Origin of the sequence: Acinetobacter sp. FDAARGOS_559, assembly GCF_003940475.1 — a bacterium.
In the GTDB taxonomy this organism is placed as follows: Bacteria; Pseudomonadota; Gammaproteobacteria; order Pseudomonadales; family Moraxellaceae; genus Acinetobacter; species Acinetobacter baumannii.
In genome coordinates this window covers 650,926-677,095 of sequence record NZ_RKJG01000005.1, presented here as the reverse complement: position 1 = coordinate 677,095, position 26,170 = coordinate 650,926, and the positions used below count along the sequence as shown (strand labels likewise).

Below are 26,170 nucleotides of genomic sequence, written 5' to 3'. Positions count from 1 at the left end.
TAGAGCTTTTATATAGGCATAAAAATAGCGTAGTGTTAATTTAAATAAATTGAATCAACAATCCCGCATTTTTCAACAAAACTTAAATCATGTGAAACTAATAGCACAGCACCCTCATAATTAGAAATAGCATTTGCAAATAACTCTCTTGACTCGATATCTAAGTGGTTTTCTGGTTCATCAAGTAATAAAAGTTCAGGCATAGGCTGAGCATGGCTCAAACCTAGTAAAGCAACTTTTAACTTCTCACCACCACTGAGTTGAGCTAAGGGATATGTGCTTTTATCACCACGAATCCGAAGCTGACCTAATAAATTTCTCCACTCTAACTCAGTAATATTTGGGTTAATATTTCTTAAGTTTTCAACAGCAGAGAGATGGTCTAATAAAAAGCTGAAGTTCTGGTCGAGATAAAAGCAATTTGCAAACAGTTTAATTTCATCTGTAGCAGTTACAGCTGATTGATCAATCTGTTTCAGCAAAGTTGATTTCCCAATACCATTTCGGCCAACCAAATGAATCTTTTGACAAGCTCTTAAGGCGAGATGAATTGGTTGTTGTGTCCCATAGTTGAGTTTTAAGTTCTCAATTCTAAGAATTTCTCCAGTTCTTTTGTTAAAAGAGGGGAATATAAATTGTTGGGGCTTAACAGTTTCTAGAAGTACTTTTTTACTCTTCAAGTCTTGCTGGCTTTGATCGATTTGACGCTGATGTTGAGAATGAATTGCTCCTAGGCTTTGCCCAGCCTGTTCTTTTTTAAAATCGAGCAAAATTTTAGCTTGCGAGTTTGAGTCACGAAGTTTGTTGCCAGCACGTTCACGTTTTTGGGCTTTCATTAAAACTTCATGCTGCTTTTGCTTCATGTGCTTAACTTCACGTTGATGCAGATGTACTGACTGTTCTAAAGCCTCGATTTGGGACTGATATTGCTCATAAAATTTTTCATAATTTCCTGTAGTGTGCTGTAGGCCATGCTCATTTAAGTGATAAATATGGTCGACTTCATTTAACAAAGTCAGATCATGACTAATAATAAGAGCGCCTACTGGATGTTTCTTTAACTGAGCAATTAACCACTGTCTAGCTTCTTGATCGAGATGGTTGCTTGGCTCATCAAGTAATAGGTAATGATCAGTTTTTAAAAATAATGCGGATAAGGCTAACTTGGTTTTTTGGCCTTCGCTTAGCTGCTTAACAGGAAAGTCTAAATCGGTTGGTAGCTGAGCAGACCGTAGTAAAGCCTCCCAAATATTAGGAAGATCCCAATGTCCTTCTAACAAATCATAATCATCGTATTCAGCTTCGCCTTGTTCCACTCTTTGAAAAGCGTTGTAAAGATGGTTGACCTCTAAAGCTTCTGCAATTGTGTCTGATTGGAGACGAGTGAGCTGAGATAAATATGCATGGTTTGTTTGCCAGTTTATTTGACCACTTATATGCATTTCTGTAGTGGGTGAAATCTTGTGAAGCAATTGCATAAGTAAAGACTTACCTTGACCATTGCGGCCAATTAAGGCTGATACTTGATGATGCTCAAGTGAGAAATTCAATTCTTTAAACACCACTTTTGAAGGAAACTCCAAAGTGAGTTGTGAAATTACACATGCCTGCTGCTGAGTCATAAGAACCTCATAAATACAGGATGTACAAAATAGGAGTGTAAAGCTTTAAATAAAGACGCTAAGTCACTAAAGAATAGTCTATTTTGCACATCAAAAAAGAGAAAATTGATGAGAAAAAAGACTTACTTCATTGGCGTGACTCACAAAATAGAGGGAAAGAGAACAATAGTGTATAACGGTTTTTAAGCTGTGTAAAACTTATGCATTTTTTATGATAAAAAGCCTAATCAATGGATTAGGCTTTTAGTCGACTCAGCAATTATTCTTTTACCACCAAAACTTGGATTTTAGTGCTGTTTAGAACATCTTGCGCAAAACTACCCAAAATAAGTTTTTGGAAACCTTTACGACCATGTGAACCAATAACAATCAGGTCTGAACCCAACTCTTCTACAGCTTTAAGAATGCCATCAGATGAGATTTCACCTTGAATAATTTGTGTTTCAATATCAACACCTTCTTCAGCGCAAAGAGCTTTTACTTTCGCAAGTGTTTTTTCTGCATTAGCACGCGCTTCAACAAAATAATCTTTTACAACAGGAGAGATGTAATAGAAATCAACACCACTAAACGGGTCCACTGCAACTAGACTAATTGCTGTAAGTTTACTACCAAAAGCTTTAGCGATATGGGCGGCTTGTCGTGCTGCTGCCAAAGAAATCTCAGAACCATCTACAGGTACAATAATATGTCGGTAATTCATAATGTTATTCCTCTTATTTACAAGTTGTTATATGTATGAAGCTTTTCTTACTTAAAGATTAACACATTTGTTTAAAGGTAGAAATCAATTCAATTCACTTGTAGTTAAATTAAATGGTATTTAATTATATATTTGATTTTTAATGTTTTTAGTGAGGGGCGATAAAGAGGGAGTTGAGACTATGCCAAATTTAATTTTTTAGAAGAACTTTACAATAAATTACCTTTCATATTTTTGTCACACAGAAATCGTATAACCAAATCATATGTAAGGGGGAAGTAGTAAGATATGGCCGATTTAACAGCAAAGAAAGTCAGTAAACTTATCGAGGAATTTCGCCAAACTGGTAAAGAGCCAGAAAAGCTAGTAATTGGATATAAAACTTATGCAAGACTCATGGCAGATGATAAGTTTGCAGAAAAAGTTGTTCCTTCGTTAGAAAACTCAAAAGATCGATTATATAAAAATCTAAAAATAAAACTTATTACTGAAAAACATTATTTTGAAGTTAAATAAAATATAAATGTGATATTTATCACATTTATATTTTTGTTGTTTACATTTAGTAGGAATTATTAACATATTGTTTTTAAGTTGATACAAATATGGGGTGTAATCAACATTTGAAAACAGCATTCCTTTACAGACTCGATAGAATAAATTGCTTTTATTTTTAAGTAGTGGAATAAATTGAATGCCAAGTATTAGTGTAATTTTATTTTATATTTTAGCTATTTTAGGCTTTTGCTCTGCTCTGGGAGGATTATTAAGTTTAAGCATGTTTTTAATCATCATCGGTATTGGGCTTATTTGTGCAGCTTTTTTGCTAAAAAAAGAATTTAAAATTGATGTTTTATTCTGGAAATAACCATTGGTTATAAATGATTAAATTAATAAATATAATTAGTTTTCACCTCATACAAATGAGGTGTAATTTAAATATTTTAATATGATATATATTATTTTAACTTAAATTGATATGGCTTTTATTTTTCAAAAATCTTATTACAATTCTAAATAAAACCGGAAATTAAAAAATACATTAAGTATTTAAAAATAAAAAGATTTCAATTACGATGAAAGACCAATAAATTAGTTACTGTGGCATTAGGTAAAAAATAACAAAAGCGAGGTGAACACATGACCTATAAATATGAATATGCAGGGTTTTGGTTAAGATTTGGCGCAATGATCATTGATACTCTTATTCTTTTTTTAGCAATTATTCCAGCCGCATGGATCTTTTATCATGGAGATTACGATCTCATATTTGCTACAGGTATGAGTAGTAAACCGCAAAACTATTGGTTTGATATGATCGTAAATTATGCATTTCCATTTTTATATACTGTTTTGTGTTGGATCTACTTTGCAGGGACACCAGGAAAACGTCTAATGCGTTTAAAAGTTCTCGATGAAAAGACAGGTAATAAGTTAACTTTCGTACAATCTCTCATTCGCTATATCGGATATATTCCATCTATTTTAGTGTTTTGTATCGGCCTTATTTGGGTCGCATTTGATGCTAAAAAACAAGGATGGCATGACAAGATGGCGAAAACAGTGGTGGTTAGAGAACTGTGAGTTATAGTCACTGATGAATTAATAAAAAATTACAAAAAAAATCTTGTGCCTTGTAGAGTAAAACCTATACTTGCCGCGAGTTTATTTAACGGAGATCCTAAATGGGTAGTTGTTCGAGGTTCGAGTTTAATTATCAATTAAACCAAAGCCAATACTGAGCAAGGTAACCTTTAGGAGAGGCTATCTTGCAATGAGATAGCTTTGTTAAAAATTAGATTAAACCTATACAAATTACTTGATTTGTAATCATTCACTTCAGCATTTATCTGTTTAGTTTCTCGCTAGAAATGGGGAGAAGCCAATGTTTTTATACGCTTCCATACACGACCGTTATATTTACCAGATTTTAATCTTGGTAAACAATTCGTCTCATGCGATTCAAAGCATTCGGACCATGTTCAGTTATGTGACATTCCGTCAACGTTGGTCTGGCTTTGGGCTAATTTTCTCTTCTTCATCGTAAGTCTACGATCTCCTATTCCTTTCTAAATTAAAAAATTTAAAAGACTTTATTTTTAATAAGGTCAAGAGCTTTGTACGCCTAAAAAATGGAGGATTTCGTGATGAAATTCTGGCAACGACTCTTTACAGCATTTTTACAAAGATTTCATTTGATGCGTTTTTTCGGTCGTAATCGATCTTTTAAAGAGCTACATCAATCTAGTTATGCTCAAGAAATTAGCAAAAATTTATCTAAGCGTTTGCTTAAAGCATCAAGGGCTCAAACGAATGATCTATTAAAACAATTTGATACTCATTTGACGGGGCTTACAGAAGAGCAAGCGTATACCCAACAAATGACGGTGGGGCTTAATGAAGTTACTCATGAAAAGCCATTAACTTGGTGGCAACACCTTTGGTATTGCTACCGTAATCCGTTCAATATTTTACTTAGCCTTTTGGCATTGATTGCTTTCTTTACCGATGATCTAACGGGTTCAACCATTATTAGTGTGATGGTAATTCTTTCAACACTACTTCGTTACTGGCAAGAAGCAAAGTCAAATCAAGCTGCGGATGCCTTAAAGGCAATGGTGAGTAATACTGCTACTGTATTGCGCCATCAAGTCAGTGCAGAAGATTTAGAACTTATGCATGAGCGTTATGGCATTGATACTAAAGACCAAACCAATCAACAATTTGAGATACCAATTCAGTATTTAGTGCCAGGTGATGTGATTTTATTATCTGCGGGTGACATGATTCCTGCGGATTGTAGAATTTTGTCTGCTAAAGATTTGTTTGTCTCTCAAGCTGCAATGACTGGTGAATCAATGCCTGTCGAGAAATTTCCGTTGCAGAAAAATCTCGAAGAAACCAGCGCTTTAGAGCTAGATAATATTGTATTCATGGGGACCAATATTGTTTCTGGTTCAGCTCAGGCAGTGGTTTTAAGTACGGGTATTCAAACATATTTCGGTGCATTGGCTCATCGAGTTACGGCTACTGATCGGAGCACGACTGCATTTCAAATGGGTGTCAACAAAGTAAGTTGGTTGCTCATTCGCTTTATGTTGGTGATGGCACCTGTTGTACTTTTCATTAATGGCTTCACCAAAGGCGATTGGGCCGAAGCATTTTTATTCGCATTATCTGTAGCTGTCGGTCTTACTCCAGAAATGCTACCGATGATTGTGACTTCAACTTTGGCAAAGGGGGCGGTTTTCTTATCTAAAAAGAGAGTGATTGTTAAACGTCTAGATGCGATCCAAAACTTTGGTGCCATGGATGTTCTGTGTACCGATAAAACTGGAACACTGACTCAAGACAAAATCTTTTTATCCCAACATATTGATGTTCAAGGCGGGAAATCAGACTTTGTACTCATGCAGGCATTTTTAAATAGTTATTATCAAACAGGCCTAAAAAATTTGCTTGATGTGGCTGTTTTAGAAGCTGTTGATGATCAGATCAAAATACAGAAGTTACGTTACAAGAAGTTAGATGAAGTTCCTTTTGATTTTGATCGCCGCCGTATGTCAGTCGTGGTACAAACGCCTCAACAAAAAGCCCGTATGATTACCAAAGGTGCAGTTGAGGAAATGTTAAAGGTTTGCCGTTATGTCGAGGTAAATGGCAAAGTAGAGCCTTTAACAAAGCAACGTGAAGTAGCAATTGAGGCATTAACTCAACGCTATAACCGAGATGGTTTAAGAGTGGTGGCAGTAGCGTATCGTGAGTTTAAAAATCATCAGGAAAATTATTCAGTTGTTGATGAAAGTGATCTGATTTTAATAGGTTATATTACTTTTCTTGATCCACCTAAAGAGTCTGCCAAAGAAGCTATACAGAGTTTACATGCCCATGGTGTAACGGTAAAAGTGCTAACTGGGGATAATGAGTTTGTCACCCAAAAAGTGTGCCGAGAAATTGGCCTGAATTATGATCAAGTTTTATTGGGCGGTGTAATTGAAACCTTAACTGATCAACAACTCAAAAGAGCAGTAGAGCAATACCACATTTTTGCGAAATTAAGTCCGGTTCACAAAGAACGTATTGTTGAGCAGTTAAAAGCAAATGGTCACGTGGTTGGTTTTTTAGGAGACGGTATTAACGATGCCGCTGCTATACGTGCTGCCGATATTGGTATTTCAGTAGATACTGCAGTAGATATCGCTAAAGAGTCTGCAGATTTAATCTTGCTTGAAAAAAGTCTGATGGTTCTTGAAAAAGGTGCGATTGAAGGCCGTAGAACTTTTGCCAATATGCTGAAATATATCAAAATGACGGCGAGTTCAAATTTTGGTAACGTTTTTTCGGTACTTATTGCAAGTGCTTTTATTCCTTTCTTACCCATGTTGCCTATTCACTTACTCATTCAAAACTTACTTTATGATGTTTCACAAATTGTGATTCCTTTTGACAATGTGGATGAAGAGTTAATTGCAAAACCACAGCGTTGGCAACCTGAAGAAGTTGGCCGTTTTATGGTGGTGTTCGGACCGATTAGCTCCATTTTTGACATGATTACTTTTGGGTTAATGTGGTTTGTATTTTCAGCAAATACTCCTGAACATCAGACGCTATTCCAATCAGGCTGGTTTGTGGTGGGTTTACTTACCCAGACATTAATTGTCCATATGATCCGTACAGCTCAAATTCCATTTATTCAGAGTCGTGCCGCGACTCCATTATTAATAATGACAGCGGTGATTATGTGTATCGGGATTTTCTTACCAATGGGTCCTTTAGCAAGTTATTTAAAACTACAAGCTTTACCTTTAAGTTATTTTTTATATTTACCTGTAATTTTAGGTGCTTATATGTGTGTTACTCAATGGGTAAAGAAAATTTATATCCGCCGTTATGGCTGGCAATAAAACAATAGGTGCAAAATGAAATTGCAATTTTTACAACATACAGACTTATCAAATATTATTGATACTTTAATTAGTCTCTCGGCTGCTTTTATTTTAGGGGCGTTAATTGGGTTCGAACGTCAGTATAGGCAACGTACAGCTGGTCTTCGAACAAATGTTCTAGTTGCGGTAGGTGCAGCAATTTTTGTAGATATTGCAATTAATCTTACTGGAGCAGATGGAGCTGTTCGGGTAATTGCCTATGTTGTTTCGGGTATTGGTTTTTTGGGTGCGGGTGTCATTATGCGCCAAGAAGGCAACATCCACGGTTTAAATACCGCAGCGACTTTATGGTGTTCTGCGGCAGTAGGTGCTGCCGCGGGTGCTGATTTAATTATTGAAGCAATATTGGCGACAGCCTTTATTTTATCTGCCAATACGCTATTAAGGCCGATTGTCCATATCATTGACCGTCGTCCGTTAGACGATGACACAGAAGTTTTACATGTAATTTACATTATATGTGACCGAAGTCAGAGCAAGGTCGTTATGGATGAATTAAACCTAACCCTAAAGCATCATAATTATCCTGCTAAAGATATTGATGTCACACCTTTTGGAGAAAAAGAGGTTGAGATAGAAGTAACGCTAATTGCAACCTCAATCGAAGCAGAAGAAGCACAACACATCATTAATCACTTAAATGCAATGCCGCAAATACGGCAAGCGTTTTGGGATAAAAACACAATTAACTAATTTAACGAGAGTTTGCGTTTAATTTTTTATGAATTTCTCTAAATGATGAAGCGCAAACTCTTTCGTTTAAGCCTTATTTTTTAGCTTTAAATTTAAGGACTATAAATACAACAATACCGACAACCAGTCCCCAGAAAGCTGAACCAACACCGAAAAATTGGATACCCGACGCACTACATAAAAAGGTAAATAATGCCGCTTCGCGGTCTTCAACTGGACCAAACGCAAGCGCAATGTTGTGACTAATCGTACCAAGTAAGGCAATGCCTGCTAACGCTACAATAAAAATATGAGGAAAAGACATCAGCAAGCTTGTGAGGGTTGCAGCAAATAGCCCCATCAAGATATAAAAAAAGCCACAGCTTATACCAGCAATATAACGTTTGCTTGGGTCAGGATGAACTTGGTCGTCTAAGCTTACGGCAGCACTTATCGCAGCAATATTAACGCTGTAACATCCAAAAGGTGCAAGCACAACTTGAGTTAAACCAGTCCAACCAATTAGTTGATTAACGTGCGGTTTATAGCCATAACTCTTGATCATGGCTATACCAGGTAGATATTGCGATGCCATGTTAATCACAAAAAGTGGTAATGCTAAGCCTAAAAGTGCTGACCAGCTAAATTCAGGGCTAATCCAAACGGGTTTAGCCAAGGACCACTCAAGAGTAGGCATATGAAAGTCTAAAAAAACAGGGCAGAGGGCAATACCTGCCAAGGCGGTAAATACAATGCTGTAACGCGGCCATAATCTTTTTGTAATGACATAAATGGCGAGTAAAGATAAAACAAATGTCCAATCATTTTGCAAGCTCGCGAAAAGTGAAATACCAAACTTAAGCAGAACTCCGGCAAGCATGGCACTGGTTAGGCTTTGTGGTATATAGGAAAGCGCTTTTTGGAATATACCTGAAAAGCCTAAAATCGCAGTGAGTAAACCACCTACTAAAAAAGCGCCAATTGCTTCATTTAAACTATAGCCACTACCTGTTGCCATAATTAAAGCGAGGCCCGCTGTTGACCAAGCTGTTGCTACGGGATATTTAAATTTCCAAGAAAGGATAAGTCCTGATAAACCAATACCTAAGCCTAAAGCCCAAAACCATGAGGTGATTTGTTCAGATGACGCACCTAAAGCTTGAGCAGCCTGAATCACTAAAATAGCCGAAACACTAATACCAATAAGAAAGGTAATAAAACCAGCAAATACGGCTGGTATTGAGAAATCTTGAAGAATCTTTTGCATAGCTAAATGTTCTAAGTCCCTGAAAAATTAATATGTTTCTGCCTATGTTTTCAGCTAGGTAAATCTAACAATTTTTTTTAAGAAGGTGCTTTCTATTTTTGACTTTAAAATGAAAGAATATTTTTTAAATAGCCATTAATGGTATTATTTATTTCATAACAAACGGGGAATTTGGGATATTGTTTTATGGATGAGCAGGCTGAAAATTTAACACCTCTTGAATTGAAAATTATGCGCTGTTTACAAGAGAATGGACGTTTAAGTAATGCTGAACTGGCAAAACTTGTTGGCATTAGTACTTCGTCATGTTGGAACCATACTCAGCGTCTTTTTAAGATTGGGGCCATCTTGGATGTGCGTGCTCGAATTAATCCGGGTATGGTGCAACGTGAGACTATTGTTTTGGTCGGAGTAGTGCTGGATCGCTCGACACCTGATAGCTTTCAGGCATTTGAACAAGCAGCAGGTGATTTGGAGAATGTTCTTGAATGTTACTTGGTTGCCGGAGAAGTTGACTACTTTCTAAAAATTCGTGTTAAAGATTTGGCTGCTTTTAACCGTTTTCATAGTGAAAAAATTATTGCTTTACCCGGGGTAAGACAGGTAAGAACATTTTTTGTGCTCAATGAAGTTAAAACAGATGGCATGCTGGCATTTTAACAACCTAATAAATTCAGACTTCCTTGACTCGGCAGCTTACATTGTTGAAGTTGCCAGCTTTAAGCCAAATCCGAAAAATAAAATGCCAACTAAGAAAATTCCGCTTGCTGCAATTTTATGGTTTTGTTTGAAAAAAGTTGAAAGTTTAATTCCAGAGAAAATAAGCGCAGTTAAATAACTAAAGCTAATAATTTGTAAAATCACCGCTAAAATTAAAAAGCTTAAAGCTGGATAGGCATAATCCGGTTCAACAAACTGCACAAAGAAAGACAGGAAAAATAAAATCGCTTTAGGGTTGAGTAAACTAATACTTAAGGCTGTTTTATAAGGGTGAACTTTATCTAAAGCAGGTAAATCAGCCATTTCTGCTTGGGGTTGATTACGTAATTTCCAGCGCTGAATACTGCCTTGTAGAAGCTTAAAACCTAAATAAGACAAGTAAAGTGCGCCGACGAGTTTGAGTACGATAAAAACCCAAGGGAATGCTTTTAATAAAGAAGCCGCACCAAGTACAGTACAGAGCATTAAAATTAAGTCACCGGTAAAAATACCAAGTGCCCCCATATATCCGGTTTTAATACCATAGCGTGAAGCAATCGACATCACATAAAGAGAATTGGGCCCTGGCAATAACACAATTAGGAATGTACCAATAATATATGTTGTTAAGTCTGTTATGCCGAACACGAGAAACCCAATAAAAAACCGATTTTTGTCATGATAACAAAAATCGGTAATTTTGTATGAAAAGTGCAGTTTTTAAGATTTAATTTCTGCATCAATTCCAAAAGATTGACGTAATAAAAGACTTAATTGATCTCGCGCTTTAATAAAGCCATCAACACCACCTTGTAAAAGTTGGAATGCCATTAAGTCATGGTTAAGTTCATCTTTAAAACTTTGCTCATCTTGAGCTGGTCTAACTATCGCTTCTGCCTGTTTTGCTTTGTTCGCATCAAGTGCTGCATCGACTGGACGCGTATCTTGTTCAAGCTGCGTTAGCAAGCTTGGAGAGATCGTAAGCAAATCACATCCTGCAAGGCCTAGCACTTGGTCGATGCTACGGAAGCTCGCACCCATGACTTGAGTTGGAATATTTTGCTGCTTGTAGTAAGTGTAGATTTTCTTAACTGAAACCACACCTGGATCTTTCTCGATTGGGTAAGAATCTACACCTTCAGCTTTTTTGTACCAGTCTAAAATACGGCCTACAAAAGGTGAGATTAAAGTAACTTTGGCATCTGCACACGCTTGGGCTTGATGTAAACCGAAAAGGAGAGTGAGGTTACAAGCAATACCTTCAGCTTCTAACACTTTAGCCGCTTGAATACCTTCCCAAGTCGATGCAATTTTAATCAGAATACGTGACTGATCGATACCATAACCTTTATAAAGCTCACATAATTCATGTGCTTTTTGAATGGTCGCTTCGGTGTCATATGAAAGTGCAGCATCGACTTCTGTAGAAACACGGCCTTCAATGAGTTTTAAAATTTCTACACCAAATTTTACGGTTAAAATATCAATGGTTCTTTCAATCAGTTCATCATTTTTATAGCCTTCTTCTTTAGCTTGATAATAAGCATCTTCAATGAGCTCTTTACTTTCTGGTTGTTCTGCCGCAGCGGTAATTAACGAAGGATTCGTCGTAGCATCTAAGGGACGAAATTTACGAATTGCTTCAAGGTCGCTACTGTCAGCAACAACGGTCGTTAATGTTTTTAATTGGTCAAGTGCTGTATGAGTCATTGATATTCAACATCTTCAATAAAAAATCTTATGTTTTCTTTATAGCACAAACTCTATCCATACTGTCGATATATCAATTGTTATGTTTCAAAGAAAAACGTTTAGGTTCTGCATCTAAATTGAAATGATTTTACGGAGCTGGTTGCATTCGCTTATTACGAATATAGTCAATCAAAAACCGTGCAGCAGCACCGAGTTCACTTTCGCGGCTCCAGACCAAATCAACGTAATATTCAAATCGAGGCGTAAAATCAAATACATCTAATGCTTTAAGCTTGTTGTTTAACTCGGGATTTTCTTTAAACATCTCTTGTGGAAGTACGCCCCAACCTAAATTACGTAAAATCATTAAGCAAGCAGAGTGGTGGTTGTCTGTACGCCAGTAATGTTTTGAAAATAATAATTCGGGTTTTAATGTTTCATCTCGACTTGCCACCACAATTTGTCTTGTACCCAAAATCTGCTCATATGAGACATGCTCTTGGCTTGCGAGCGGATGGGTTTTTGAAATAACAGGAATTAAGGCTTCACGTTTGAGTTCAACAAACTGTTCTCTATTGTCTAAATGCTCACGTTCAAACATAAGGGCCAGTTGGGCAGATCCATCTAACAACATTTGAAGCGCATCTTCTTGAGGGGCAGACACAATATTAATTTGTAGATCGGGAAAGCGACTTTCTAGCAGGCAAACATAGTCGGTCCAATTGGTATGTAGCAGCTCAGACACCACAACAATAGTAAGATTAGGTTCCAGCCCAGTACTTAATGCATGCGCGTGCTGTTTCCATTGATTCATTTCAATCAATAGTTGCGCCGTTTTTTCATATAGCACTCGTGCTTCGGCTGTAGGAGTAGGTTCACGGCCTTTACGTTCAAATAAAGTCAGGTTCAGATCAATTTCTAAATTAGCAATCGACATACTCACAGCAGAGGGGACTTTACCGAGTTTCCTTGCTGCTGCTGAAAATGAACCTGTTTCCATAACGGCTTGGAACATGAGAAGTTGTTCTTGATTAATATTCATCTGTCAAAAAAATTGAAAGAACCTGATTAGATTAATCAAAATTATAAAAATAAAATGCACATTATCCAAGTTATTATTGAGTATTTAAAAATGTTGATTTCCAAGAGAAGACTCATTCATGCAATCAGTTATGAAGGAATTTTGTTGGTCATCATTGCGATTGCATTAAGTTTTATTTTTGACATGCCGATGGAAGTGACCGGAACACTTGGTGTGTTTATGGCAGTGGTTTCAGTTTTCTGGAATATGATTTTTAACCACTATTTCGAAAAAGTAGAGCATAAATTTAATTGGGAAAGAACGATCCCTGTGCGGATTTTACATGCGATTGGTTTTGAGGGTGGTTTGCTGATTGCGACTGTTCCAATGATTGCATATATGATGCAGATGACAGTGATTGATGCATTTATTTTAGATATAGGTTTGACCTTATGTATTTTGGTTTATACCTTTATTTTCCAGTGGTGCTATGACCATATTGAAGATAAGTTTTTCCCAAATGCTAAAGCAGCATCACTTCATTAATTCACATAGATTGAAATGAAATAAGCACCCAGATGGGTGCTTATTTTTTTGGTCGATAAATAGAAATTATTTTTCTACAATCGCAACCACACCTTCACCGCCTGCTGTACAGATCGAGATTAATGCGCGGCCTGAACCTTTTTCATTAATTAATTTAGCTGCTGTAGCCAAGATACGACCACCAGTTGCAGCAAATGGGTGACCTGCACCTAAAGATGAACCATTTACGTTCAGTTTAGAGCGGTCAATTGAACCTAAAGGTGCATCTAAGCCAAGACGTTCTTTACAGAATTTTTCATCTTCCCAAGCTTTTAAAGTAGAGAGTACTTGAGATGCAAATGCTTCATGGATTTCGTAGAAATCAAAGTCTTGAAGCTTAAGGTTAGCACGCTTAAGCATACGAGGTACTGCATAAGCAGGAGCCATCAATAAGCCTTCTTTAGGACCGTTCTTACCAATGAAGTCAACAGCTGCTGTTTCTGAGAAAGAAAGATAAGCTAAAACTTCATGTCCGTTTTCTTTTGCCCATTCTTCAGAAGCAAGCAATACCACAGACGCACCGTCAGTTAACGGAGTTGAGTTACCTGCAGTCATTGTTGCAGTTTCGCCTTTACCGAAAACTGGTTTTAACTTAGCAAGTTTTTCAACTGTACTGTCAGGACGTAAGTTGTTGTCACGGTTAAGACCTAAGAATGGAGTCATTAAGTCATCAAAGAAACCACGCTCATAAGCAGCAGCAAGTTTTTGATGGCTGCTTGCAGCTAGCTCGTCTTGTGCTTCACGAGTGATACCCCATTCTAATGCAGTGATTGCTTGGTGCTCACCCATTGAAAGGCCAGTACGTGGTTCACCATTGCTTGGTGCATCAAGAAGCTTTTTAAAATCAATCTTTGTTAGAGCTTTAAGACGGTCTTTACCTGTTTTAGCAACATTAAGTTCAAGTAAAACTTTACGTAAGCCATCACCTACAGCAATCGGTGCGTCAGAAGTTGTATCTACGCCACCTGCAATACCTACGTCGATTTGACCAAGCGCAATTTTGTTAGCAACAACAAATGCTGCTTGTAAACCTGTACCACATGCAATTTGGATGTCATAAGCAGGAGTTTCAGGAGCAAGATCTGTGCTCAATACAACTTCACGAGTCATGTTGAAGTCACGGCTATGTTTTAAAACAGCGCCCGCAACAACTTCGCCAATACGTTTACCTTGTAAATTAAAGCGCTCAACCAAACCATTCAATGCTGCTGTCAGCATGTCAGAATTAGACGCTTTAAAGTAGGCAGTATTTGAACGTGCAAATGGAATACGGTTGCCACCAAGGATTGCAACGCGGCGAACAGTGTTTTGACTCATGGTTTTATCCTGTTGAACAGAAGTTTTGGTTTTTGTTGCTTTTGGTGCTGCAGCTACATTTGAAGATGTAGACGGGGTTGCTGAAGCAGCGCTCTTACTACGAGGGCTACGTGCAGGTGCAGTCGTTGAACGAGTACGTGTCGTTTTTGGTGTATTAGTTGCTGCTTTAGGAGTAGTGCTGTTACGCTTAGCCGTGTTAGAAGCCGACTTTGATGTATTTGACACTTTTTCCTGAGCAGAATTCTCGACTGCTGGATTTTCTTGAGTTGTTTTGCTCATAAGGCTTTTCCAAGCATAATAACGATATTCTTGTTAGCTACCTTAACACAATTCAAATAGACCTGTATTGACTAGAATGACATTGTAGATAGCATTCAGGTCAAGACATCCAAAGATGAACTCAAGTATGATTTGGAGTAACTCTAATGAACGACTGCTTTCATATTGTTTCTATCCATCTCATAACATAATGAAGCCTGTCGTAGAAAATTCATTTCTTTGAGAGATAATAATCATGACTGATCAATACCAAGCATTTACGCAATCTCCTATTGGTAAATTCGTTGTTAAAAATCTGGGTTTACCTTCGCCTGTTGTATTAGAGCGTTTTGAAAGTGCTCAGCCAGTAGTGAAAGGTGCAGTATTGGTTGGCGCGGCGCCGTCAAGCGTTTTGTCTGGTGCGATTGCACAAGTACTTAGCAATATTCATGCAGATAGCTATGTAGGCAATAATGTTGCATTACAACAAGAAGCTGCAAAAGTTGGATTAAATTTACGTCCATTCAATGCAGGCGATAAAGAATCAAAATTCAAAGCTGTTGTATTTGATGCATCTGGTATTCAAAACTCAGAACAGTTAAACGAACTTTATAAATTCTTTAACCCGATTGCACGTCAAGTTGCGACTTCTGGTCGAGTGATTGTTATTGGTACAACGCCTGAAACTGCAAAAACTGTAAAACAGGCGATTGCTCAGCGTGCACTTGAAGGCTTTATCAAATCTGTAGGTAAAGAATTTAAAAAGGGTATTACTGCTCAAGTTGTGTATGTAGACGAAGGTGCTGCTGCAAACCTTGAATCAACATTACGCTTCTTGCTTTCACCACGTTCAGCTTATGTATCTGGTCAAGTGATTCGTGTATCTAAAGCAGATGTAGTTGATGTTGATTGGGCAAAACCGCTTGCTGGAAAAACTGCGTTAGTAACTGGTGCAAGCCGTGGTATTGGTGAAGCAATTGCACATGTGTTGGCACGTGATGGTGCGCATGTTATTTGTCTAGACGTACCACAACAACAAGCTGATCTTGACCGTGTAGCTGCTGACATTGGTGGTTCTACATTGGCAATTGACATTACAGCTGCTGATGCGGGCGAAAAAATTAAAGCTGCTGCGGCTAAACAAGGTGGTTTAGATATTATTGTTCATAACGCAGGTATTACACGTGACAAAACTTTGGCAAACATGAAGCCAGAGCTTTGGGACTTAGTCATTAACATTAACTTGTCTGCTGCTGAACGCGTAAACGACTACTTGTTAGAAAACGATGGTCTAAATGCAAATGGCCGCATTGTTTGTGTATCATCAATTAGTGGTATTGCTGGTAACCTTGGTCAAACCAACTATGCTGCATCTAAAGCAGGTGTAATTGGCCTAGTGAAATTTACTGCGCCTATTCTAAAAAATGGTATTACCATTAACGCAGTAGCACCTGGCTTTATCGAGACCCAAATGACTGCTGCGATTCCATTTGCGATTCGTGAAGCTGGTCGCCGTATGAACTCAATGCAACAAGGTGGTTTACCTGTTGATGTAGCAGAAACGATTGCATGGTTTGCATCAACTGCTTCTACAGGTGTAAATGGCAACGTTGTACGCGTGTGCGGTCAAAGCTTGTTGGGCGCTTAAGCACTTTTAGCTAAATAGGGGTGCTTGTGCATCCCTTTTTTATTCAAGAATTTATAAATTATAAAAGGTTAGGTATGAATACTCGTCATTTTAGCCAACTACCAAAAGCGGCATTGGCTTATCCAAAAGTAGTGCAAGGTTTAATTTTTAAAAAACCGAAAGGTCCAAAAATATTACCGCAAGTTGAATATGTGGTAGATACTTTAGAAATTGATCAGAACCATTTGAAGGCTTATAACGAAGTATGTGGCTTTCAAAATAATGGCTTTGTACCGGCAATTTATCTAGCGGTACTTTCTCAAAGCTTGCAAATGCATATGATGACGGCAGAAGCATTTCCATTTCCAATTTTAGGTTTAGTGCATATCCGTAACCAGATTAAACAGACCAGACCGATTGGCGTAACTGAAAAACTCACTCTCTCATGTAAATTTGGGGAATTAAAACCACATGATAAAGGTGTTCAGTTTGACTTTATTACCACAGCAAAAGTTGGCAATGAAGTGGTGATGGAAGGCTTAACAACTTATTTATCTCGCCAAAAAGTTGAGAAAAGAGTAGGTGAGAAAGCCAAAGAAGAACAAGCGCCATCTTATGTTCCAAAGGCAGAGTGGAATATTTTAGAAAACACAGGCCGCCGTTATGCGAAAGTGTCTGGTGATTTTAACTTAATTCACATTCATGCCATTACTGCAAAAGCATTTGGTTTTAAGCAAGCCATTGCGCATGGCATGTGGAGCAAAGCAAAAGCTTTAGCGAACCTTGAGTTGCCAAATGCTTATGAAGCAGATGTGTGGTTTAAGCTACCAATGTTCTTGCCATCAAAAGTTGAGTTTTTAACTGCAAATGCAGATAAAAAGACAGATTTCTTGATTCGTAATGCCAAATCACAAAAACCGCATGTTGCAGGAACTGTAAAAGCATTATAAAAATAGCAGCAGCCTGAACAGAGGTTTGGGCTGCTTTTGAGCAAAATAACAAAAAATGCAAGGAACTTCATGTGATTAAAGAAATTTTACTGGCCGATACCCATAACTATCACGGTATTTTAGATGAACGTTTTATTGATTTAGCTCACCAGTTCAGCCGTCTTCAAGATGCTAGAACAGGACAAGGTGGAGCTGCTTTAGCGGTTTATTTTAGAGGCCAAAAAGTTGTAGATATCTACACCGGTCTAAAATCACAAACTGAAGCTTGGCAACCTGACACATTGGCAGTTTGCTACTCTACAGGTAAGGGTGTACTTGCAACTTTAGCGCATATTTTGGTAAGTGAAGGGTTTTTAGAATACGACAAACCGATTGCGACCTATTGGCCTGAGTTTGCTCAAAATGGAAAAGAGCAAATGACTTTGCGTCATGTGCTAAGCCATCAAAGCGGCATGTTTGATGTTCGAAATATCATCGAAAGTGCGAGAGAAATGCTCGACTGGTCACATATGTTAGAGGTGGTCGCGGCGACTAAGCCAAGATTCCTTGCAGGAGAGGGCAATGCTTATCAAGCTTTAACATTCGGTTGGCTTGTCGGTGGCGTACTTGAAAAAGCAACTGGTCAATCTCTAGATCAGCTCATGCAAAATTATCTTGTTGAGCCATTACAGTTAGATGGTGCTTATTTTGGAACGCCTGCAAATGAGTTGGATCGTGTAGCACGTTTAATTATTCAACCAAAACCAGAAAAACCAGCGTCTACTCAAGTTGAAAAACCTAAAAAGCCACAGACGCGTAAGAGTTCACTCTCTGAAAAAGTGATTACATGGACGGGTCAAGACCCGCAAGACTTTCAGGATGCGATGATTCCAAAAGGAATGAAAAATTTTAGTTTCTTTAGTGATGAGGGACTGCAAGCAGTCATTCCGGCAGCGAACGGGACATTTACTGCAAATAGCCTTGCTAAAATTTATGCGATGCTAGCAAATCAAGGTGAATGGGATGGACAGCAATTGATTCGCCCAGAAGTATTTAAAGAACTTAGTACTATTCAAAGTTATGCACGTGATCGTGTCATGCCAATACCGATGAATTGGCGCTTAGGATATCACCGCATTATTACTATGGGTAAACGAGCTAAAAATGGTTTTGGGCATATTGGTTACAATGGTTCAGGAGCGTGGTGTGATCCTGAGCGTGACCTCAGCTTTGCCTATACCCATAACTTCCAGATTGGTTCAATTACAGGCGATTATCGTTTGTGGGGGCTGACTCAAGAAGCTTTACGTTGCACCGACCAAATTTTAAAAGGCCGTAAAGGCTGGTTCTAATTTTAGTATTTTAAAGCTGGTATTTTTAAGCAATGCCAGCTCAACATTTATAATAATTCTAGGCGAATAATTGCTTCGGTATGACGCTTAAAATCTTCTTCAACTAAACCTTGTAAACCAAGTTTATAAATCCCTTCTAATCCACACACAAAGGCAATGAGTCGCCACGCAATATCTGTGGAATTAGACCTATTTTTAAATTCGCCTTCTTTTTGACCGCATTCAATCGATTGCACAATAGCTTGATGCCAACTTTGCATGGCGAGGTTATACGCTTTTTGTATTTCAATATCTTGTTCAATTAAGAGTTCAGCTTCATTCCATAAACGTAAGTAGGGCTGAAGCCTGTCTATATTTTCTGCACCTAATAAGATGAAGAGTCTTTGAAATTGGCTAGTTGTTTGGAGAGTTTGTTCAATTTCATCAAGCTGTTCCATCAGCTTTAAAAAAGCTTCAGCTTTTAAATGAGATGCCGAAGAAAAATGATGATGGACTTGTCCGGTAGAGGTTTGTGCTTCTGTTGCGATTCTACGTACCGTCATGGCTGTAAAACCTTCAGCCAAAGCAATTTGCATGGCAGCTTGCAGAATCATTTCTCTGCGTTGATCGCGATTAAGATAGGCCATGTTTTTTTACCTGACTGAATTCGACACAAATTACATTAAAACTAAAAGTTGGACAAGTGTCCAGTTGTGTATATAATAACCATGATTTGAACACATGTCCAAGTTTTGGATATTGAAGAGCGTTATGCAAAAAAAATGGTTAATCCTGACAATTATCGTCCTCATTTATTTACCAGTTACGATTGATGCAACGGTAATGCATGTTGCAACACCATCTTTAAGTGCAGCATTGAATTTAACTGCCAATCAGCTTTTATGGATTATTGATATTTATTCACTGATTATGGCGGGTTTGATTTTGCCGATGGGTGCACTTGGTGATCGTATTGGCTTTAAAAAATTATTATTTATTGGAACCGCAGTTTTTGGTGTGGGTTCGTTAGCTGCGGCTTTTTCTCCAACTGCCTATGCCTTAATTGCTTCTCGTGCTGTCTTAGGTCTAGGGGCAGCTATGCTTATTCCTGCCACTTTATCCGGTATCCGTAATGCCTTTACCGAAGAAAAGCAGAGAAATTTTGCACTTGGTCTTTGGTCTACAGTAGGTGGAGGTGGAGCAGCTTTTGGTCCATTAGTCGGTGGTTTTGTATTAGAGCATTTCCACTGGGGAGCTGTATTCCTCATTAATATCCCGATCATTTTAGTCGTTCTAGTTATGATCGTGATGATCATTCCTAAACAAAAAGAGAAAACTGATCAGCCAATTAACTTAGGGCAAGCTTTAGTTTTGGTTGTAGCAATTTTAAGCCTCATCTATTCAATTAAATCGGCTATGTATAACTTTTCGGTGTTCACGGTTGTGATGTTTGTGGTGGGTATAAGCACATTAATTCACTTCATTCGAAGCCAAAAAAGAGCTACGACACCAATGATTGATCTGGAATTATTTAAACATCCAGTGATTTCTACCAGTATTGTTATGGCAGTTGTGTCCATGATTGCTTTGGTTGGCTTTGAATTACTTTTGTCTCAAGAGTTGCAATTTGTACACGGGTTTTCTCCATTACAGGCGGCGATGTTTATTATTCCATTTATGATTGCAATTAGTTTAGGTGGTCCATTAGCAGGTATTTGTTTAAATAAATGGGGTTTACGTAGAGTATCGAGCCTAGGTATTTTAGTGAGCGCGCTCAGTTTATGGGGGCTTGCTCAGCTCAACTTTTCAACCGACCACTTTTTAGCATGGACGTGTATGGTCTTTTTGGGCTTTAGTATTGAGATTGCCTTACTGGCCTCAACTGCTGCCATTATGTCATCTGTGCCCCCTCAAAAGGCGAGTGCAGCAGGTGCCATTGAGGGAATGGCCTATGAGCTTGGCGCTGGCTTAGGTGTTGCTATTTTTGGTTTAATGTTGTCTTGGTTTTATAGCCGCTCAATTGTTTTGCCAGCCGAGCTTCCGTCAGGCTTAATTGAAAAAGCGAGTATCTCGATTGGAGAAACCATGCAATTAGCCTCTAATCTTGAAAATCCTTTAGGAGGGCAATTAATTGTAGTGGCGCAGCAAGCTTTTAGCTATGCCCATAGTTGGGTACTTACCCTCTCAGCGATCTGTTTCTTCCTTTTAACTGTATTTGTCTGGTTTAGTTTTCCGAAGAAAGTAAATTAAAACTAAAGGATAAAAAGAGAGGCTACCTTTCTTTTTATCCTTAAATATCTTTTTAATATTTTCTACATATTAAAAATTGGTTATTTAATTCTCATAACTAAACTATTCTTTAAAAAGGTTCATATTTTTATTTCAAAATGATTCGGTGGCCATGTAATTGAAATTTAATGAAAAATTAATTGTTGTGAAATTGACTGTGTAAAAATGGTTTGCTAACCTGCTATTCGAAAAATCTAAAAAAAATAAAAGAGGCTGCTGTGAATTTTAAATTAAAAACATCACTCATTATTGGAGCAATTGTTGCGTCTTCACTTGTATATGCCGCAACTGTACTTTCACCAAATCAGAATAATAATAGTGGATCAATTCCATCCGGTTATTCAGATTTAGAATTTAATCTAGCAAATGGGAATTGGGTCAAAAACCTTACTTTACCCACAAGCGCTAATAATTTGGACAAAATTACAATTCGTTCTAGTGCTGCTTATAGTAGTTATTTAGATACTTCTAATACCAATATTCCGTTAGAAGTATTAAAGATAAATAGTGGAGATGTTTATCAATTCATCTTTAATAGCAGTCAAAATAAATGGATCGCTCAGTTAGCGACTGTGAGTCCTACTAATGGTGCGACCTATGAAGTTGTTCCATTAACAACTGCATCTATGCAAAAAGTAATCATTCAAAATGACAAATGGGCACAAACCATTGCTTTACCGAGTGACGTACGTGACGGAACAACCGTACAAGTTGTTTCTACAGCAAGTACAAGTTCGGAGATTGATAAAACAAACTTACTATTCCCAAGCAGTTTTATATTAAAAAATGGATCTGAATATTGGTTTAAATATTATTCTGCTTTAGGAAAATGGGTTCCTGAATATATAAAGCCTCAGAAGCTAAATGTTCAGCAAATTGGAACGTCATTAGCGACAGTTAATAGTCCACTTACCGAAATTGCATTTGGAGATGGAAACTGGGTTTCCAATTTCACTTTGCCGACCACTGCAAGTGATCGGGATAGAATTATTATCAAGTCTACTGCAACTTGGTCTGCAAAAATTAATAATACAAATATTAATAGCCAAGCGACTTTAACGCTTAAAACAGGCGATCAATATGAGTTTATGTATGTAAGCGACAAAGGATATTGGCAGCTGATCTCTTCACCAACAAAGGTGATTGATTCTACAGCAACAATCCCAGCAACTTTACCGAATATGACGCAGCCCACTTTAAAGGTGAAACTGTCTACCTCAAATTGGCAACCGACCTTGCAGCTACCTGCTAAAGCTCAAGTCGGGGATAAGGTGGTTATTGTGTCTAATGCATCGGCAGACACTTATATTAATGCCGCTAATGGCTTGTCTACTGCAATTAAAAATGGTGAAAATCGCCGTTTTATTTATACCGCTCAAGGCTGGACAGTAGATAGTTATACAATTGATATGTTGTTGGTTTCTAGCCCAGAGGTAAACTCAATTTTAGGAGAGAGCGCTGCTAAACTTAGAATGATTGAAGGCGTAAATTTAACGAATTTAACTGCTGAAAATTCGAATGCACGCTTTTACTTAAGAAATGTGGGCTATTTAACTTATAAAATCCCGGCTGCCACTTTAAAAGAAGCAATCTCTACTGGCCGAGATGACACCACGGTACAAAATGAGCGGAAACGTGTATTGGCAGACGGTGTCTATTATCAAGGTAATGAACCGGGTGATGGCGGTTGTGGTTGGGCTTGGATTAATGCTTCTGCATATAACATGATTGGTGCAAATGATATTGCAGGTTGTTCTTTCGCTGCTATGCGTCATGAAGTTGGGCACAATCTTGGTCTTTACCATAATGGTTCAACCAATATTGGCTCAGGTTTTGCTCATCCTTTAGGAAGTACAGCAATGGGTGGCAATAATATTAATTTTTATTCGAGTCCCTATCTAGATAACCCTAAATATGGTGTACGTTTAGGTGTAGAAGGAAAAATTGATGCGGTCAGTGTCATTAATCTGAATGCGCAGAAAATTTCTCTATATAACTAATCTCTATTTCTAGCTGTAAATAATGAAGAAAAATAAATTGTTAATAGGAACTACTATCGCTTGTGTGGCGTTAGCAGTTTTAATCTGGTTTGCCTTTTCACAGCAAAGCTCTTCTGTTTTAACATCATTTTCAGAAAATGGGCAAGGGACTGGGCAAAAACTGGCAGATAATCAGAATGAATTTGCTCGTCAAAATATACTGAATTTGAGTGCGTCCGAAAAAGAAAGATTGTCTCAACAACAGATTGTTTTTAATGAAATAGAAAAGGATCAACTGCCTTCTAATGTTAATTTTCCACTAATTAAAAATGCAGAAGGTATGGTCATTAAATATGATCCAAATGTGATTGAACTTAAAAAAGTGGGTGACACTGTTAAGTTCCAAATGTTGGAATATGGCATTAATCGCACGGGTAAAATTGTAGAGATCGAACCTGTTGACCAAGATATTGTTCGATGGGCTGGGAAATTTGATCAGGGCGATCCGAATCAGAATTTCTTTACCATTACTCAAAGTCAAAAAGACCATTATACAATCATGCAGATTTTTACCGAGAAGGGAAATTATTCGGCTGAAATTAAGGATGGTGTGGGGCTCGTGCAAACGATGGATGAGGGTGTTACAGATCAGGAGTTACACCATGATCATCCTTAGACAAATAAACGGTTCTGGTAGAGAAAAGAAGCCAGTTCGCAGTTTATCTGTACGGATATGAGCTTTATACGTTCACACTCTTTTAAAAACAAAGTATGCTTATGCCTGTAACAAGGAGCATACATGTATCAAGTACTTGCTAGAAAATACCGTCCACGTAATTTCAATGAGTTAGTGGGACAAAACCATGTTTCTCGTGCATTAAGTAGTGCATTGGAACGCGGTCGTCTTCACCATGCTTATTTATTTACAGGAACGCGTGGTGTAGGTAAAACTACAATTGCACGTATTTTAGCCAAGTGTTTGAACTGTGAAACAGGTGTGACTTCTACGCCATGTGAAGTCTGCGCAACATGTAAAGCGGTAAACGAAGGCCGCTTTATTGACCTAATCGAAATCGATGCTGCTTCAAGAACAAAAGTAGAAGATACGCGTGAACTTTTAGACAACGTTCCTTATGCACCAACGCAAGGTCGTTTTAAAGTTTACCTGATTGACGAAGTACATATGCTCTCTACGCATTCTTTTAATGCGTTATTAAAAACACTAGAAGAACCACCAGAACACGTTAAGTTTTTGTTTGCTACGACAGACCCACAAAAGCTACCGATTACGGTTATTTCACGGTGTTTGCAATTTACTCTAAGACCTTTAGCTGTCGATGAAATTACCAAGCACCTCGGTGCTATTCTTGAAAAAGAACAGATTACTGCTGATCAAGATGCAATTTGGCAAATTGCTGAATCTGCTCAAGGTTCATTACGTGATGCATTATCTTTAACTGACCAAGCCATTGCTTATGGGCAAGGTGCTGTACATCATCAAGATGTTAAAGAAATGCTTGGCCTGATTGACCGTACGATCATATATGATTTGATTTTAGCGGTTCATCAAAACCAACGTGAAAAAGTGAGCCAGTTATTACTCCAATTTAGATATCAAGCCTTAGATGTCTCGTTAGTACTGGATCAGCTCATTTCAACATTGCATGAGTTGGCTTTGTTACAATATTTACCAGAGCTCGGCTTAAAGTACAGTGAAGAAATTAATGCCAAAATTCTTCAGCTTTCTAAACTGATTTCTGCTCAAGATTTGCAGCTTTACTACCAAATCGCATGTAAAGGCCGTTCAGACTTGCAGCTTGCCGTAACGCAAGAGCAAGGTTTTGAAATGTGCGTTTTACGATTATTGGCATTCCGTCCTTTAGCACCAAATGAAATTTTAGTTTCAGAGCCTGTTCAAAAAAATGGGCAAGCAGAAGTAGGCCTAAATTCACAAGCTCAAACAGCCCAAGAGATTACTCCTGTAAGTGCTATTCAGCCTGTTGAAGTTATTAGCCAACCCGCTATGGTTGAACCTGAACCTGAACCTGAACCTGAACCTGAACCTGAACCTGAACCTGAACCTGAACCTGAACCTGAACCTGAACCTGAACCTGAACCTGAACCTGAACCTCAGCCTAATCAGGACTTAATGGTATTTGACCCAAATCATCATGAGTTGATTGGACTTGAGTCAGCAGTTGTTCAAGAGACTGTTAGTGTCCTTGAGGAAGATTTCATTCCGGTACCAGAACAAAAGTTAGTACAAGTTCAGGCTGAAACCCAAGTCAAACAAATCGAACCTGAACCAGCTTCTACTGCTGAGCCTATAGGTTTATTTGAAGCATCGAGTGCTGAATTTTCACTTGCTCAAGATACGTCAGCTTATGACTTGGTTTCTGAACCTGTTATTGAACAACAGTCATTGGTGCAAGTTGAAATTGTTGAAACAGTTGCGGTGGTAAAAGAGCCTAACGCAACAGATAACAGCCAGCTGATGCCACAAGATATTTTAAAGTTGCCATCACAAACTTTGGAAGGTGAGTGGACACTTGAAAAGTGGGAGTTTTGGTTTAGAAATAGCCAGCTTTCTCCAGCCGTTCAAGAACTTGCTCAACATGGTGTGATGACTGGGGAAATTGGTGGCAACACGGTTTTCCATATTCCTCAAGAATATGAAAATATGTTGACTCAGCTACAACAAGCCTTAATTGAAGCTTTAAAGCAGCAGTGGCCAAATACACAATTTACGGTCGAGTATGGTGCAGTCAATACTGCTACACCGTATGTTATGCAAAGCGTTCGTAAAGAAAAAGCTTTCCATCGGGCTACAGAACTATTACAGCAACAACCCGTTATTAAAAGCCTCATAGAGACTTTTGATGGTGAGCTGCAAAATATTCAATTAAAGCCTTAAGTTCAATTGAGTTTTGATCTGGTGAGAAACTTGAAAAATAGAATTTTCATAGTTTTCACTGGATTGAAATATTCAGGTCACGCCACTGTCATTGTACTTTTCTATGTTAGCCATTTTAGATTTTAAATGGACTATATATCGTCATGAAAAGGCAATGCACAGGAACAACTTCCTTTAAATATTCTTATTTTTTATTAATCGGCGCTATTCTGCTGAGTGGTTGTAACGACTCGGCAAATGATAATTCGAATACACCCGACACAGGTAAAAAGCCTGTCATGCGCTGTGCTCCATAAACTTAAATAATAAAAAGAATTTG

Annotated in this window: 24 protein-coding genes; 16 read left to right on the top strand and 8 right to left on the bottom strand. The window is 38.0% G+C overall.

All coding sequences use genetic code 11. From position 1 onward, the window contains the following. Positions 1-35: 35 nt before the first annotated feature. Complete coding sequence (locus EGS71_RS04800; protein WP_000193891.1) at positions 36-1,622, bottom strand: ATP-binding cassette domain-containing protein; 1,587 nt, start codon at positions 1,620-1,622, stop codon at positions 36-38. 259 nt (positions 1,623-1,881) lie between these two features. Then, positions 1,882-2,325, bottom strand: a complete 444-nt coding sequence (locus tag EGS71_RS04795; protein ID WP_001109442.1) for a universal stress protein — start codon at positions 2,323-2,325, stop codon at positions 1,882-1,884. 288 nt (positions 2,326-2,613) lie between these two features. Between EGS71_RS04795 and EGS71_RS04790 the strand changes: the two genes are divergently transcribed. The 6 genes from EGS71_RS04790 (at position 2,614) to EGS71_RS04775 (ending at position 7,964) form a co-directional block, all read left to right on the top strand. Then, positions 2,614-2,841 (top strand): hypothetical protein, encoded by a 228-nt coding sequence (locus tag EGS71_RS04790; RefSeq protein ID WP_000774578.1) that lies wholly within the window; start codon positions 2,614-2,616, stop codon positions 2,839-2,841. 178 nt (positions 2,842-3,019) lie between these two features. Further along, positions 3,020-3,193: a hypothetical protein gene (locus EGS71_RS22430; protein ID WP_001139330.1), complete on the top strand. Its 174-nt coding sequence runs from the start codon at positions 3,020-3,022 to the stop codon at positions 3,191-3,193. Between the two features lie 272 nt (positions 3,194-3,465). Continuing rightward, on the top strand, positions 3,466-3,909 hold the full coding sequence (locus tag EGS71_RS04785; protein ID WP_000221476.1) for an RDD family protein: 444 nt from the start codon (positions 3,466-3,468) through the stop codon (positions 3,907-3,909). A gap of 301 nt (positions 3,910-4,210) precedes the next feature. Then, positions 4,211-4,372 carry a hypothetical protein gene (locus EGS71_RS22425; protein WP_001983688.1) on the top strand — a complete coding sequence of 54 codons (162 nt, stop codon included), beginning with the start codon at positions 4,211-4,213 and terminating at the stop codon, positions 4,370-4,372. A gap of 100 nt (positions 4,373-4,472) precedes the next feature. After that, the gene (gene mgtA / locus EGS71_RS04780) at positions 4,473-7,229 is read left to right on the top strand and encodes a magnesium-translocating P-type ATPase (protein ID WP_000674108.1); all 2,757 of its coding nucleotides are present in this window, start codon (positions 4,473-4,475) and stop codon (positions 7,227-7,229) included. A gap of 15 nt (positions 7,230-7,244) precedes the next feature. Then, the gene (locus EGS71_RS04775; protein WP_000775740.1) at positions 7,245-7,964 is read left to right on the top strand and encodes an MgtC/SapB family protein; all 720 of its coding nucleotides are present in this window, start codon (positions 7,245-7,247) and stop codon (positions 7,962-7,964) included. Positions 7,965-8,037: 73 nt separating this feature from the next. Here the strand turns inward: EGS71_RS04775 and EGS71_RS04770 are convergent, their stop codons facing one another. Next, on the bottom strand, positions 8,038-9,210 hold the full coding sequence (locus EGS71_RS04770) for a benzoate/H(+) symporter BenE family transporter (RefSeq protein ID WP_001169533.1): 1,173 nt from the start codon (positions 9,208-9,210) through the stop codon (positions 8,038-8,040). Between the two features lie 186 nt (positions 9,211-9,396). On the opposite strand from EGS71_RS04770, the gene EGS71_RS04765 reads away from it, so the two are divergent. Then, entirely contained in the window at positions 9,397-9,870 is a 474-nt protein-coding gene (locus EGS71_RS04765) for an Lrp/AsnC family transcriptional regulator (protein ID WP_000344223.1), read from the top strand. 36 nt (positions 9,871-9,906) lie between these two features. Here EGS71_RS04765 and leuE read toward each other — a convergent pair whose 3' ends face one another. The 3 genes from leuE to EGS71_RS04750 all read right to left on the bottom strand — a co-directional run bounded on the left by leuE (position 9,907) and on the right by EGS71_RS04750 (position 12,643). Continuing rightward, positions 9,907-10,557 carry a leucine efflux protein LeuE gene (leuE, locus tag EGS71_RS04760; RefSeq protein WP_000467074.1) on the bottom strand — a complete coding sequence of 217 codons (651 nt, stop codon included), beginning with the start codon at positions 10,555-10,557 and terminating at the stop codon, positions 9,907-9,909. Positions 10,558-10,629: 72 nt separating this feature from the next. Continuing rightward, positions 10,630-11,619 carry a transaldolase gene (tal, locus tag EGS71_RS04755; RefSeq protein ID WP_000149849.1) on the bottom strand — a complete coding sequence of 330 codons (990 nt, stop codon included), beginning with the start codon at positions 11,617-11,619 and terminating at the stop codon, positions 10,630-10,632. A 130-nt stretch (positions 11,620-11,749) separates the two neighbouring features. Then, positions 11,750-12,643 carry a LysR family transcriptional regulator gene (locus EGS71_RS04750; RefSeq protein ID WP_001024733.1) on the bottom strand — a complete coding sequence of 298 codons (894 nt, stop codon included), beginning with the start codon at positions 12,641-12,643 and terminating at the stop codon, positions 11,750-11,752. A gap of 90 nt (positions 12,644-12,733) precedes the next feature. Here EGS71_RS04750 and aceI point away from each other — a divergent pair, with 90 nt between their 5' ends. Further along, entirely contained in the window at positions 12,734-13,168 is a 435-nt protein-coding gene (gene aceI, locus EGS71_RS04745) for a chlorhexidine efflux PACE transporter AceI (protein ID WP_002010078.1), read from the top strand. Between the two features lie 66 nt (positions 13,169-13,234). Here aceI and EGS71_RS04740 read toward each other — a convergent pair whose 3' ends face one another. Then, positions 13,235-14,803 carry an acetyl-CoA C-acetyltransferase gene (locus EGS71_RS04740; RefSeq protein WP_000047940.1) on the bottom strand — a complete coding sequence of 523 codons (1,569 nt, stop codon included), beginning with the start codon at positions 14,801-14,803 and terminating at the stop codon, positions 13,235-13,237. A 235-nt stretch (positions 14,804-15,038) separates the two neighbouring features. Between EGS71_RS04740 and EGS71_RS04735 the strand changes: the two genes are divergently transcribed. The 3 genes from EGS71_RS04735 to EGS71_RS04725 all read left to right on the top strand — a co-directional run bounded on the left by EGS71_RS04735 (position 15,039) and on the right by EGS71_RS04725 (position 18,690). Continuing rightward, positions 15,039-16,430 (top strand): 3-oxoacyl-ACP reductase, encoded by a 1,392-nt coding sequence (locus EGS71_RS04735; protein WP_000132115.1) that lies wholly within the window; start codon positions 15,039-15,041, stop codon positions 16,428-16,430. 74 nt (positions 16,431-16,504) lie between these two features. Then, complete coding sequence (locus EGS71_RS04730) at positions 16,505-17,359, top strand: MaoC family dehydratase (RefSeq protein WP_001097352.1); 855 nt, start codon at positions 16,505-16,507, stop codon at positions 17,357-17,359. 71 nt (positions 17,360-17,430) lie between these two features. Then, complete coding sequence (locus EGS71_RS04725; RefSeq protein ID WP_000588784.1) at positions 17,431-18,690, top strand: serine hydrolase domain-containing protein; 1,260 nt, start codon at positions 17,431-17,433, stop codon at positions 18,688-18,690. 47 nt (positions 18,691-18,737) lie between these two features. Here the strand turns inward: EGS71_RS04725 and EGS71_RS04720 are convergent, their stop codons facing one another. Further along, positions 18,738-19,316, bottom strand: coding sequence for a TetR family transcriptional regulator (locus EGS71_RS04720; RefSeq protein WP_000323808.1), 579 nt, complete (start codon positions 19,314-19,316; stop codon positions 18,738-18,740). Between the two features lie 124 nt (positions 19,317-19,440). On the opposite strand from EGS71_RS04720, the gene amvA reads away from it, so the two are divergent. The 5 genes from amvA to EGS71_RS22420 all read left to right on the top strand — a co-directional run bounded on the left by amvA (position 19,441) and on the right by EGS71_RS22420 (position 26,147). Further along, entirely contained in the window at positions 19,441-20,919 is a 1,479-nt protein-coding gene (amvA, locus tag EGS71_RS04715) for a multidrug efflux MFS transporter AmvA (protein WP_001170312.1), read from the top strand. 257 nt (positions 20,920-21,176) lie between these two features. After that, positions 21,177-22,958 (top strand): metalloendopeptidase CpaA, encoded by a 1,782-nt coding sequence (gene cpaA, locus EGS71_RS04710; RefSeq protein WP_002009967.1) that lies wholly within the window; start codon positions 21,177-21,179, stop codon positions 22,956-22,958. 22 nt (positions 22,959-22,980) lie between these two features. Beyond that, entirely contained in the window at positions 22,981-23,613 is a 633-nt protein-coding gene (gene cpaB, locus EGS71_RS04705; protein ID WP_002016116.1) for a metalloprotease secretion chaperone CpaB, read from the top strand. A 123-nt stretch (positions 23,614-23,736) separates the two neighbouring features. After that, entirely contained in the window at positions 23,737-25,851 is a 2,115-nt protein-coding gene (locus EGS71_RS04700) for a DNA polymerase III subunit gamma/tau (protein ID WP_031946249.1), read from the top strand. Between the two features lie 143 nt (positions 25,852-25,994). After that, positions 25,995-26,147, top strand: coding sequence for a hypothetical protein (locus EGS71_RS22420; protein ID WP_001987559.1), 153 nt, complete (start codon positions 25,995-25,997; stop codon positions 26,145-26,147). The last annotated feature ends 23 nt before the right edge of the window (positions 26,148-26,170 follow it).

Excerpts from the sequence above, each read along its gene's own strand:
- EGS71_RS04800 (WP_000193891.1), bottom strand. The coding sequence starts at position 1,622 with ATGACTCAGCAGCAGGCATGTGTAATTTCACAACTCACTTTGGAGTTT.
- EGS71_RS04795 (WP_001109442.1), bottom strand. The coding sequence starts at position 2,325 with ATGAATTACCGACATATTATTGTACCTGTAGATGGTTCTGAGATTTCT.
- EGS71_RS04790 (WP_000774578.1), top strand. The coding sequence starts at position 2,614 with ATGGCCGATTTAACAGCAAAGAAAGTCAGTAAACTTATCGAGGAATTT.
- EGS71_RS22430 (WP_001139330.1), top strand. The coding sequence starts at position 3,020 with ATGCCAAGTATTAGTGTAATTTTATTTTATATTTTAGCTATTTTAGGC.
- EGS71_RS04785 (WP_000221476.1), top strand. The coding sequence starts at position 3,466 with ATGACCTATAAATATGAATATGCAGGGTTTTGGTTAAGATTTGGCGCA.
- EGS71_RS22425 (WP_001983688.1), top strand. The coding sequence starts at position 4,211 with ATGTTTTTATACGCTTCCATACACGACCGTTATATTTACCAGATTTTA.
- mgtA (WP_000674108.1), top strand. The coding sequence starts at position 4,473 with ATGAAATTCTGGCAACGACTCTTTACAGCATTTTTACAAAGATTTCAT.
- EGS71_RS04775 (WP_000775740.1), top strand. The coding sequence starts at position 7,245 with ATGAAATTGCAATTTTTACAACATACAGACTTATCAAATATTATTGAT.
- EGS71_RS04770 (WP_001169533.1), bottom strand. The coding sequence starts at position 9,210 with ATGCAAAAGATTCTTCAAGATTTCTCAATACCAGCCGTATTTGCTGGT.
- EGS71_RS04765 (WP_000344223.1), top strand. The coding sequence starts at position 9,397 with ATGGATGAGCAGGCTGAAAATTTAACACCTCTTGAATTGAAAATTATG.
- tal (WP_000149849.1), bottom strand. The coding sequence starts at position 11,619 with ATGACTCATACAGCACTTGACCAATTAAAAACATTAACGACCGTTGTT.
- EGS71_RS04750 (WP_001024733.1), bottom strand. The coding sequence starts at position 12,643 with ATGAATATTAATCAAGAACAACTTCTCATGTTCCAAGCCGTTATGGAA.
- aceI (WP_002010078.1), top strand. The coding sequence starts at position 12,734 with ATGTTGATTTCCAAGAGAAGACTCATTCATGCAATCAGTTATGAAGGA.
- EGS71_RS04740 (WP_000047940.1), bottom strand. The coding sequence starts at position 14,803 with ATGAGCAAAACAACTCAAGAAAATCCAGCAGTCGAGAATTCTGCTCAG.
- EGS71_RS04735 (WP_000132115.1), top strand. The coding sequence starts at position 15,039 with ATGACTGATCAATACCAAGCATTTACGCAATCTCCTATTGGTAAATTC.
- EGS71_RS04730 (WP_001097352.1), top strand. The coding sequence starts at position 16,505 with ATGAATACTCGTCATTTTAGCCAACTACCAAAAGCGGCATTGGCTTAT.
- EGS71_RS04720 (WP_000323808.1), bottom strand. The coding sequence starts at position 19,316 with ATGGCCTATCTTAATCGCGATCAACGCAGAGAAATGATTCTGCAAGCT.
- amvA (WP_001170312.1), top strand. The coding sequence starts at position 19,441 with ATGCAAAAAAAATGGTTAATCCTGACAATTATCGTCCTCATTTATTTA.
- cpaB (WP_002016116.1), top strand. The coding sequence starts at position 22,981 with ATGAAGAAAAATAAATTGTTAATAGGAACTACTATCGCTTGTGTGGCG.
- EGS71_RS04700 (WP_031946249.1), top strand. The coding sequence starts at position 23,737 with ATGTATCAAGTACTTGCTAGAAAATACCGTCCACGTAATTTCAATGAG.
- EGS71_RS22420 (WP_001987559.1), top strand. The coding sequence starts at position 25,995 with ATGAAAAGGCAATGCACAGGAACAACTTCCTTTAAATATTCTTATTTT.